This is a genomic window from Halomonas sp. SpR1 (genome assembly GCF_031010175.1).
GTDB lineage: Bacteria > Pseudomonadota > Gammaproteobacteria > Pseudomonadales > Halomonadaceae > Vreelandella.
In genome coordinates this window covers 1-10531 of the sequence record NZ_JAUAMB010000064.1, presented here as the reverse complement: position 1 = coordinate 10531, position 10531 = coordinate 1, and the positions used below count along the sequence as shown (strand labels likewise).

The window sequence follows — 10531 nt, the reverse complement described above, 5'->3', positions numbered from 1 at the left end:
TCCCGCTTCGGCTTCGCCCAGGAAGCCAATGATCTGTTCTTCACTGAAACGCTTCTTCATGTCCAATCTCCTTATGCATAGGATCGGACTCTAAAGTGTAGCGCTACTCAATAAGGGGGTGACGTCGATGGCACCAACTGGGCAGTAAAAGACGTAAATGAGAAAGTGCTTGAGGATGAGGCCTTAAGCAATTCCCAGCAAATTGGCGAAGGCGTTAGCACTGTGGGAGTGAGTGAGCCATCTACTTTGGAATTGGCTTAGTTTTTTTAAATTGACTAGATGGAGGTAACATCGCCGGGCTGAGCCCGGCGACTCTCAAAATAAAACTTAACTACTTTCTCCCTTTGATTTCTTATCTTTTGATTAGCTTCAGTTTTCTTTTTACTCCAACGCTTAACGCGCCGCGCGATTGGCCTGTAACGTGCGCGTCAGTAGCGCCCGCAGCGCCGCGGGTTTAACGGGCTTGAGCAACAGCTGATAGCCGGCCCGTTTGATCTCTTCAGCCACCGCTTCGGTACGATCTGCGGTAATCACAATCCCCGGCACCGCCCCCTCAAAGCGCTCGCTGAGCGCTTCTAGAGCCATTAAGCCAGTAACTTCGTTATCCAGGTGGTAGTCCGCCAGAATAGCGTCAGGGTCGCCATCCATATTGCGCAGGATCGACTTGGCTCCGCCGATACTGGTAGCGGTAAACACCTCGCAGCCCCAGCCGCTCAGCATCGCGGTCATGCCTTCCAGAATCAGCGTCTCGTTGTCGATACACACAATCCGCGTACCGCTCAGCTTATGGCTACCGCGCCGGCCCTGAGGTTCAAGCTCGGCACTGCTCGCCTCACTGGCGGTAACGATCGGCACACTAACCGAGAAAACCGCCCCTTTGCCTACCGTCGAGCGTACTTTGATGGGGTGGTTCAGCACCCGACTCATACGGTCAGCAATCGATAACCCCAGCCCCAGACCTTTCTCACTCTCTTTATGGCGGGAGACCTGATCCAAACGGCGGAACTCCTGGAAAATCTCGGTCAGTTTGGATTCAGGTATGCCGGGGCCGCTGTCCCACACTTCAATGGAGAGCCAGCCATTTTGGCGGCGACAGCCAAGCAGTACGCGGCCCTCTTGGGTGTAGCGAATGGCGTTGGACAAAAAGTTCTGCACAATGCGCCGCAGCATCTGAGGGTCTGAGTCGACCCAGAGTTGTGTCGGTACGACGTCTAAATCCAGTCCCCTATCGTCCGCCATCACCTCAAATTCGGCGCGTAGCGGGCGGAAGATGTCGGCCAGGGCAAAGTGGCTGCGCCGCGGCGTTAAGGCGCCTGCGTCCAGCTTGGAGATATCCAGCAGGGTACTCAGCAGCTCCTCGGCGGCCTGTAGCGAGTTGTCGATATGGCCCACGATGCGCTGAGTATCGGTGGTGGTCACGTTCTGCATCAGCGCAGAGGTAAATAGCCGTGCCGCGTTCAGCGGTTGCAGAAGATCGTGGCTGGCTGCGGCCAAAAATCGCGTCTTAGAGGCGTTGGCATCTTCCGCGAGCTGCTTAGCTTGGCGCAAAGCAAGCTCCGCTTCAGCGCGTACGCGGTTCTCCTGGCGCAGCGCCGCGTTGGCTTCGGATAGCGCTTGGGTGCGCTCGCGTACACGCTCCTCAAGGGTTTCGTTGGTCTCTTTAAGGGCAATCTCCGCCTGGCGGCGCTCGGTAATATCCTGGTAGAGCGCAAAGAAGCCTAGAATTGCCTGGCTGTCACCAAAGTGCGGCGTGTAGGTGACCAGCATATAGCGCATCGCCTCGTTGACCCGCAGCGAGACTTCAAAGCTGACTCGCTCACCGTTAAGCGCGCGGTTCACCCAGGGGGCACGCTCCTCTGCCTGTTTTATTGGCAGCACGTCTTCAAAGCGGCGACCAATCACCGCGTTGCGATCAATATTGAACGCTTGCTCGTAGGCGCGGTTGGTAAACAGGTAGCGGCACTCTTTATCGAAGTAGGCAATCAGTGCGGGCACGTTGTCGGTGTAGATACGGATATTGTTTTCCGAGCGAATCAGCGCCTCTTCGATGCGCTTCTGCTGGGTAATATCTTGATAGGTATATACAAAGCCGCCGCCAGGCATGGGGTTGCCCTGCACCTCCAGCACGCTGCCATCCTGGCGGTAGCGCACGTAGCGGTGGGGCTGGCCTTCGCGGATATTGTCGAGCAGTAGCTGCACGTGCTCTTCCGGGTCACCGGGGCCATACTCGCCGTTGTGGGCGTTGTAGCGGAAAATGCGATCAATGGGCGCACCCACGCGAATCAAATGGTCAGGGAAACGGAAGAGTTCCAGATAGCGCTGGTTCCACACCACCAGGCGCAGGTTCTGGTCGACCACGCTGATACCCTGGTTAATGTTTTCAATGGTGGCCTGGAGCAGCGCCCGGTTGAACTCCAATACCTGTGAGGCCTCATCGACAATCGAAATGACATCTGAGATGCCGATGCCGCGCCCCTGAAGCGCCGAGTTAACCACGATACGTGCCGATGAAGCGCCCAGCACCGAGGCCAGAAAGCGCTCTGTGAACTGGATAATATCGATTGAGGCGCGGGTGCCGTCATCCAGCGGTTTACCCACCCGACGGGCGTAGTCTTCAAAGGCGCGGTCTACTTGGCCGGCGCCTAGAAAACGTTCACAGAGGACTTTTAAATCGCCAACGGTGGTCGCCCCAGTCCAGGGGCGGTTAACCGAGGTTTGACGTGTCTCCACGCTATCGACGAACAGCGAGGCCTGAATACGCTCCACCACCCGCTGCGAAGTGACCTGGGAAACAAAAATGTAGCAGAACAGGTTAACCCCGAGGGACAGCATTACGCCGTGGGTAAAGCTGTCGCCCAAGTTGAGGCCGAACAGCGTTGTGGGCGATAGCCAATTAAGCCCCAGCGGGCCGCCGTCGAGCCAAGTGGTAGGAAGCACGCCCGCGTTGATCATCGCCGGCATCAGCAGGCTATAGGCCCAGATGGCGAAGCCCGCATTCATACCGACGATGACCCCAAGCCGGTTGCCGCGTTTCCAGTAGAGCCCGCCAATCAGCGCCGGGGCAAACTGGGCGGCGGCGGCAAACGACAGCATGCCGATCGAAGCCAGCGAGGTAAACTCGGCAATCAACTGATAGAAACCGTAGGCCATGGCCAGCACGGCAACAATGGTTAAGCGCCGTGCGCGAAGCACCAAACGACCATAATCCCGCGCTTTGGTATCAAACCAGCGCAGGCGGAATAGCGCCGGGATCACAATTTCGTTGGAGATCATGATCGACACCGCTACTGCGGCAACGATGACCATGCCCGTTGCCGCCGAGAAGCCACCGATAAAGGTAAGCAGCGTTAACCACTGATGGCCTGAGGCCATGGATAGCGCCAGCACGTAGGTGTCGGGCTCTACGCCGCTTTCGGAAAACAGCAGCAGCCCAGCGGCAGCCAGTGGCACCACGAAAAAGGCAATGGCCAGCAGGTAGAGCGGGAACAGCCAGCGGGCTTTTGTGGCGTCGTCAGGGTGAATGTTCTCCACCACCGCCACATGGAACTGGCGGGGCAGACACAGAATCGCCAGCATCGCCAGCAGCGTTTGCGCCCAGAAGCTCTGGCCAAAATCCTGGTTGGCCAACTGACGCTGGAGTTCGAGTTGGCTCTCGGCGTGCCCCATCAGCTCACCCAGGCCATCAAACATGCCCCAGGTGACAAAAGCGCCAAGCACCACAAAGGCGAGCAGCTTGACCAGCGATTCAAACGCCACAGCGTGGATTAAGCCTTCATGGTGTTCGGTGGCATCGGTGTGGCGGGTGCCGAATAGAATCGCAAAGATCGCCATCACAATGGCCACATAGAAGGCCGTATCGCCAAATAGCGGCGTATGGGTCACATCGGTGGCATCGGTGAGTACGCTAAAAGTGGTGGATACCGCTTTTAGCTGTAGAGCGATGTAGGGCAGGGTACCCACGAGAGCGACCAGGCTGGCAAAGGCGGCCAGCGACTGGGTTTTGCCGTAGCGGGAGGCAATAAAATCGGCAATGGAGGTAACGTTTTGGTGCTTGGCGACGCGGATCATTTTGGCCAGCACCGGCCAGAAGAGCAGAAACGTCAAAATCGGCCCGACGAAGATGCTCGCAAACGACCAGCCCGCGGTGGCTGCTTGGCCAACCGCGCCGTAAAAAGTCCACGAGGTGCAGTAAATGGCCAGCGCCAGACTATAGATAATCGGGCGCCGACGGGTGGCGCCGTGGGTGCGTGCACGGCGATCACCGTACCAAGCGATGCCGAATAGAACGGCAATATAGAGTAGCGAAACCGCTACTAGTAGCCCGCCGTGAAACATGCCTTTCTCCCCGCCAGAGTGTGCGACCCACTTGTAAGGGGCTCTATTCTAGGCGAAATAGTAAGATGACTACATGGGCTAGTTCGCTTTGGGGAGCATCATTTTGTTATCAGCATACATTGTTTAGCAGCGGTGAGGTTTCCCGTAACGTTCGAATCTTTTCCAGAATCGGCTCGCGGGTGTCTTTATCCAGCGGTACCAACTCGCGGTTATCACAATTGAGTAAGTAGGGCTGGGTGATCAAAATATCGGTGTGGTGGCGTTCAAACTGATAAAGGATAAATTCTGCCAAGCGGTCGCCATCCTGCTCGCTCATGCGAATATTCTCACTATCCACCATGCTGAACTTGGTGGTCATGGGAATGGCAAAGGTCCATGGGCGCCATACCGCCGTGCTACTTTCGGTGGAAATGACCGTAGCGGTCTCGGGAAGCTGCGCCTGCTTATGCTCAAACCAGCTGTACTCGACCTGGATTTGATAGCCCAGCATGCCCAGCCCGCCACACACCGGTACTATCCACTTGGGCAAACGTTTGCCGCACAAGGCTCGCAGTGTCAGGCCAATCCCGGCGGCTGCCAGGCCTGCAAAAACGGCGGCGATCAAATGCCATATCATAAAATATCCTTTCAAAAAGCCGTTTATAAAAGCCGTTTATAAAAGCTATCGATAAAAAGCCATCTATAAAAGCCATCGGGCCTCCCTAAGGAAGCCCGATGGTAAGGTCAATTCCTAAGCGATATCACAATAGTGCGATAAACCGCCAGGAGGGATTATGACTTAATGGTCGATCGCCATACCAGCACCTTTCGGGTAGCGAACGCTTTCCACCAGGTCCTGAATTTCCTGCGGCGGTGCAGCTGTCACTCTGGAGACCGCGAAGGCAACGGCGAAGTTGATCATCGCGCCTACTGCACCGAAGGAGAGCGGCGAAATACCGAAGATCCAGTTATCCGGTGTGTTGGCCAGCGTGTTGGTATCGGGAATAAAGAACCAGCCCAGGTAAGTGAAGATGTACAGCAGCGTACAAATCAAGCCTGCCAACATACCGGCAATCGCACCTGAGTTGTTCATCCGCTTGGAGAAGATACCCATCATCAGCGCTGGGAAGAGCGACGCACCGGCGATACCAAAGGCCAACGCCACCGTTTGTGCCGCAAACCCTGGTGGATTAAGCCCCAAATAGGTAGCCAGCAGTATCGCGCCGCCCATGGAGATTCGTGCCGCCAGCATCTCGCCTTTCTCGGTGATCTTGGGATTGATCATGGTCTTGATCAAATCGTGACTGATCGCCGAAGAGATCGCCAGTAGCAAGCCTGCCGCTGTCGAGAGGGCTGCGGCGATACCACCCGCTGCAATCAAACCAATAACCCAGCCGGGAAGATTGGCAATTTCCGGGTTGGCGAGTACCAGAATATCGTTATTAACGGTGAGTTCGTTGCCTTCCCAGCCACGGTCAGAGAAGTCAGCAGCATCATTATACATCTGGATGCGGCCATCGTTGTTTAGGTCGGTGAAGTTGATCAGGCCTGTTTCTTCCCATGTACGAACCCAGTCTGGGCGCTCTTCGTACAGAATCGGGTTTCGCGCAGCCTCTTCGTAGTTCTCAACCTGCCCCGCCATCTCTGGATACACGGTGGTCGCCAGGTTCAAGCGAGCCATAGAGCCAACAGCTGGCGCGGTCAGGTAGAGCAGGGCGATGAACACCAGCGCCCAACCAGCAGACCAACGCGCGTCGGCCACTTTCGGTACCGTGAAGAAGCGAATGATAACGTGGGGAAGACCGGCAGTACCGACCATCAGCGACAGGGTAAACAGCACCATGTTGAGCTTGTTGTCCACGTCAGCGGTGTAGTCGCGGAAGCCCAGGGCACTGACGACGTCATCCAGTTTTTCAAGCAACGGAATGCCGGATTCAGTATGGGTGCTGAACATGCCAAACATTGGAATCGGGTTGCCGGTTAGCTGGAAGGCAATAAATACCGCCGGAATGGTGTAAGCGATGATCAGAACGATGTATTGCGCTACCTGGGTGTAAGTGATGCCCTTCATACCGCCAAATACGGCGTAAAGGAAAACGATCAGCGCGGCTAACCAGATACCCCAGGTGTTGCTGACTTCAAGAAAGCGCGAGAACGCCACGCCCGCACCGGTCATTTGGCCGATAACGTAGGTAACCGACGCCACAATCAAGCACACGATCGCCACGAGACGAGCGGTGTTGCTGTAGAAACGGTCGCCAATGAAGTCAGGCACGGTGAACTTACCAAACTTACGCAGGTAAGGGGCTAACAGCATCGCCAGAATAACGTAGCCACCGGTCCAACCCATCAGGAAGGTAGAGTTGGCGTAGCCACCGGAGGCCAGCAAGCCCGCCATGGAAATAAACGACGCCGCTGACATCCAGTCCGCCGCAGTGGCCATACCATTGGTGATGGGGTGAACCCCACCCCCCGCGACATAGAAGTCTTTCGTTGAGCCGGCGCGCGCCCAGATCGCAATGCCTATATACAGGGCAAAGGAGGCGCCGACGAACAGTAAGTTAATTGCAAACTGGCTCATACCGGCTTACTCCCCAAGGCCAAATTTTTGATCGAGCTTATTCATCTTCCAGGCATAGAAGAAGATCAGCACGATAAACGTTAGGATTGAGCCCTGTTGTGCAAACCAGAAGCCAAGATCAGTGCCGCCAACCGGGATACCGGCGAGCAGCGGGCGAAAGAGGATAGCGCATCCGTAAGAAACAAATGCCCAAACGGCCAGGCATCCGAAAATTAAGCGGACGTTTGCTTTCCAGTATTCAGCAGCATTGGTTTTGTCGTCTGCCATTGTGTTGCTCTCCACTTGTGATTTTTAAGGTTGGGAAAGTTCACGAGGAATAGCGTGTGACCCATCAGGGCAATCGCACGTCTAAAGCCACTCAATCGTTAGGAGTGGTGAGCCAGTTCCTGTTGGCACGTCACCTTATTATTCGATATGAAATGTCGAGTTAGTTAGTGACGTGCGATTACCCTGCATGACTCATTATTAATACTGGGCAATAAACGTCAAAAAATAAATCCCAGACTTTGGTATCAATGAACATGGAAGTGACTTTTTATTAACTGCATCTTATTGAAAATATGAGTTTTTAGCCACTTTTTAAGCGAAATTTGAAGGTGTTTGTTGGGCTATGGGACGATAGTCTAGTAAGCAAATTAAAGCCGTTATTGGCTACTTTAAATACATGTGTTGAGTTTTGTGTGAAGAATGGTTTGCAAAAGCTGATACTTTGGTCGTGTATCAAAAGTCGCTTCGACTTTAGCGTGATAGCTAAAGGTATAATGACGTTCTACTTGCTACTAGGGAAGTGAATCCTTTATACCCGTACAACCATCTTCAGATAATAATCGATAATCACTTTTGAAGCGCTGGGGTGACGCCTTCTATATGAGTCAGTATCGAGCAATGCCATTTTTAATACTACTTACATACTCTTTAGTTCGCCTTTAGTTGAACGAGGTCAAACCCCATGGTCGATGTGGATCTATCCCAGCTTCCGTTTACGCTTCTTGACGATGAGGGGCGTGACCACATTCGCCGTGGCATTGACCTAGCCTATTTTGATCGTGACGAAGTCATTTTAGAGACTGGCCAGGCGGGGGAGTTTGTTTTTCTGATTCATAAAGGCGAAGTGGCTGAAATTGACCCCACGCTACCCTCATCCACCTCACGTATTGGCCACTACACGGCGGGGGATCTGTTTGGTGCGATTAGCATTCTCAATGGTAAAAGTCGCTATCGATTTAAGGCTGAGCAGGAGTGCCTATGTTACCTACTGCCCAAGGCGCTATTTCAGCAGCTGTGTCGCCACTACCCCGATTTCAACAATTTCTTTCGCCAGTCACTGACCCATAAGGCACGCCTGCTGACCGAAAAGCGCGCCGAAGGTGGCGTCACCATGGCGGGGTTTATGCTGGCCAAAGTGAGTGAGTGTATGCGCGAGCCGCTGCTGGTAGCGGCGGCGACCGATATTGCCAACGCTGTCAAACAACTCAATGAGAGTCACGCCGATAGCCTGCTTGTAGAGACCCGGGACACCCTGGGTATGGTGACCAAAACCGATCTGCTCAACGCATTGGTGCTGAAAGGCAGCGCCGTCACATCACCAGTGGATGAGATAGCCCATTTTAATTTGGTGACCGCCGCGCCGGATCAGTATTTGTTTGAGGTGTTGGTACTGATGACCCGCCATAAAGTGGCGCGGGTGGTGGTGATGGAGCAAAACGTTTTGAAGGGCGTTGTCGAGCTCACCGACGTGCTTAGCTTTTTCTCAAGCCGCAGCTATGTGGTGAGCCTGCAGGTGGAGCAGGCGACCAGCTTAGAAGCGCTTTCTGCGGCCAGTCAGCGCACGCCGGAGCTGGTCAAGGCGCTGATGGCACAGGGCGTTAAGCTGCGCTTTGCGATGGATCTGCTCGCCGCGCTTAACGGTCGTATCATCAGTAAAGCCTGGGAGTTCACCATCGACGAGCGCTACCGCGAGCAGAGCTGCATGATGGTGATGGGCAGCGAAGGGCGCGGTGAGCAGATTCTCAAAACCGATCAGGATAACGGTTTGATTCTGGCCGATGAAACCCAGTGGCCTGATCTGGCAAGCCATATGCAGACGCTCACCGATACGCTGATTCAGCTGGGCTATCCGCCGTGCCCGGGCAATATTATGGTGTCTAATCCTGAGTGGGTGGCGACGGTATCACAGTGGAAAGGCAATATTGCCAAGTGGGCCAGGGAGCGCGATGGCGATAGCCTGATGAAGCTGGCGATTATGCTCGATGCCCATGCGGTGGCGGGTAACCCCAACCTGCTTGAGAGCGTCCGTAATGAGCTGTTTGAACGCTGTTCGAACGATGAACTGCTGCTCTCCTATTTTGCCCGCACGGCGCTGCGTTTCTCGACCCCGCTGACGCTGTTTGGCTCGCTGAAAAAGCCCCAGCACGGTATCGATATAAAGAAAGGCGGCATCTTTCCGATTGTTCACGGTGTACGCACCATGGCGCTTGAACGGCGCATTAAAGCCACCTCGACACTAGACCGGCTTGATGCCCTGGCTGCCGATGGCCGTTTGGATCGCCGCTTTGCCGATGACCTGGGCGAAGCGTTGGCGCTGTTTTCCGAGCTGCGTCTTAAACAGCAGCTAAGGGCGTTGGAAACGTCTTCGGAGACAAAAGAAGCTAACCCGCAAAACGGCAGCCGCGCTAACCGTGTCGTGGTGCAAAACCTCTCTTCTCTGGAGCGCGATCTACTGCGCGAAGCGATGCATATTGTCAAAGACTTTAAGCAGCGGCTTTCCCATCGTTATCATTTGGAGTATTCGTGAGCGGAATGCGGCTGTTAGATCGACATGTAGCGCTATTTAGCGGTTCATTGCGCACCTTGTTGCGCCGCGAAAGTGATCGTCGGCGCTGTGCAGACTCGCCCTATGCCTGGCTGTTTCAGCCCTATATGGGGGAAGAGCTGGTGGCGCTCGCCTGTACGACTACGCCCACGTCATCATCACCGGTGATCAGTTTGGCAGCGGTGGTGCTGAGCCAGCAACAGGTGCGAACCAGCCGCGCTTTTGTGATGACGTTAGGCAATACCAAACAGCCCGAGAGCGCGACGCTGCGCCGTCATCATTTGCTGTGCGAGGCTGGGGAGGTGCAGCCGCCAAGCAGCGCTAACTTGAGCGCGTTAGTGGAATTCATCGGCAATCGACCCATAGTGGGCTGGCAGTTGGAGCAGCGCATTGGAGCGTTAAATACACTACTTACCAAGCGGCTAAATTTTGCTCTGCCCAATGCCCAGGTCGATGTGGCGAGACTGCATCAGCGCCAGCTGCGCCGTTTGCACCCGCAGGTAGAGGCGCCCAGCAGCTTCGCCCAGGCGTTGGCGTGCTGGCAGGTGCCCGCCATGGGCGTGCAGAGCGTGCTGGGCGAGGCAACTGCCAGCGCACTGCTGTATATGCGCTTGCAGCGGGTTATGGCGGAGGTGGCTTAGTAGTTTCCTCCCTGGTGGTGGCGAGGACAGCTTTCCGCGAGGGCGCTGTGAACCCCTATATGGTCTCCTCCCTGCTTGCAAGGCTTCGGTCATCGATGCAGGAACAGGTTGCTGCCATATATCCGGCCTGTGCATGAGGCGTCGTCTCCTGGCGCCTCTGGCCCCGATGAGTATCCGCGCATA

General features: G+C 55.2%; 6 protein-coding genes. 2 read left to right on the top strand and 4 right to left on the bottom strand.

Annotated elements, in window-relative coordinates; all coding sequences use genetic code 11:
* Positions 1 to 393: 393 nt before the first annotated feature.
* The 4 genes from QT231_RS23710 to QT231_RS23695 all read right to left on the bottom strand — a co-directional run bounded on the left by QT231_RS23710 (position 394) and on the right by QT231_RS23695 (position 7162).
* Positions 394 to 4335, bottom strand: a complete 3942-nt coding sequence (locus QT231_RS23710; RefSeq protein WP_308339232.1) for a NahK/ErcS family hybrid sensor histidine kinase/response regulator — start codon at positions 4333 to 4335, stop codon at positions 394 to 396.
* Positions 4336 to 4444: 109 nt separating this feature from the next.
* A complete protein-coding gene (locus QT231_RS23705) occupies positions 4445 to 4951 on the bottom strand; it encodes a hypothetical protein (protein ID WP_308339231.1) in 507 nt (168 codons plus the stop codon).
* A 162-nt stretch (positions 4952 to 5113) separates the two neighbouring features.
* Entirely contained in the window at positions 5114 to 6895 is a 1782-nt protein-coding gene (locus QT231_RS23700) for a sodium:solute symporter family protein (RefSeq protein WP_308339230.1), read from the bottom strand.
* A 6-nt stretch (positions 6896 to 6901) separates the two neighbouring features.
* On the bottom strand, positions 6902 to 7162 hold the full coding sequence (locus QT231_RS23695) for a DUF4212 domain-containing protein (protein WP_007113808.1): 261 nt from the start codon (positions 7160 to 7162) through the stop codon (positions 6902 to 6904).
* Between the two features lie 682 nt (positions 7163 to 7844).
* On the opposite strand from QT231_RS23695, the gene QT231_RS23690 reads away from it, so the two are divergent.
* Both QT231_RS23690 and QT231_RS23685 read left to right on the top strand, forming a co-directional pair.
* The gene (locus tag QT231_RS23690) at positions 7845 to 9689 is read left to right on the top strand and encodes a DUF294 nucleotidyltransferase-like domain-containing protein (protein ID WP_308339229.1); all 1845 of its coding nucleotides are present in this window, start codon (positions 7845 to 7847) and stop codon (positions 9687 to 9689) included.
* Between the two features lie 5 nt (positions 9690 to 9694).
* Complete coding sequence (locus QT231_RS23685) at positions 9695 to 10348, top strand: DNA polymerase III subunit epsilon (protein WP_308339233.1); 654 nt, start codon at positions 9695 to 9697, stop codon at positions 10346 to 10348.
* Positions 10349 to 10531: the final 183 nt, after the last annotated feature.

Excerpts from the sequence above, each read along its gene's own strand:
- QT231_RS23710 (WP_308339232.1), bottom strand. The coding sequence starts at position 4,335 with ATGTTTCACGGCGGGCTACTAGTAGCGGTTTCGCTACTCTATATTGCC.
- QT231_RS23705 (WP_308339231.1), bottom strand. The coding sequence starts at position 4,951 with ATGATATGGCATTTGATCGCCGCCGTTTTTGCAGGCCTGGCAGCCGCC.
- QT231_RS23700 (WP_308339230.1), bottom strand. The coding sequence starts at position 6,895 with ATGAGCCAGTTTGCAATTAACTTACTGTTCGTCGGCGCCTCCTTTGCC.
- QT231_RS23695 (WP_007113808.1), bottom strand. The coding sequence starts at position 7,162 with ATGGCAGACGACAAAACCAATGCTGCTGAATACTGGAAAGCAAACGTC.
- QT231_RS23690 (WP_308339229.1), top strand. The coding sequence starts at position 7,845 with ATGGTCGATGTGGATCTATCCCAGCTTCCGTTTACGCTTCTTGACGAT.
- QT231_RS23685 (WP_308339233.1), top strand. The coding sequence starts at position 9,695 with ATGCGGCTGTTAGATCGACATGTAGCGCTATTTAGCGGTTCATTGCGC.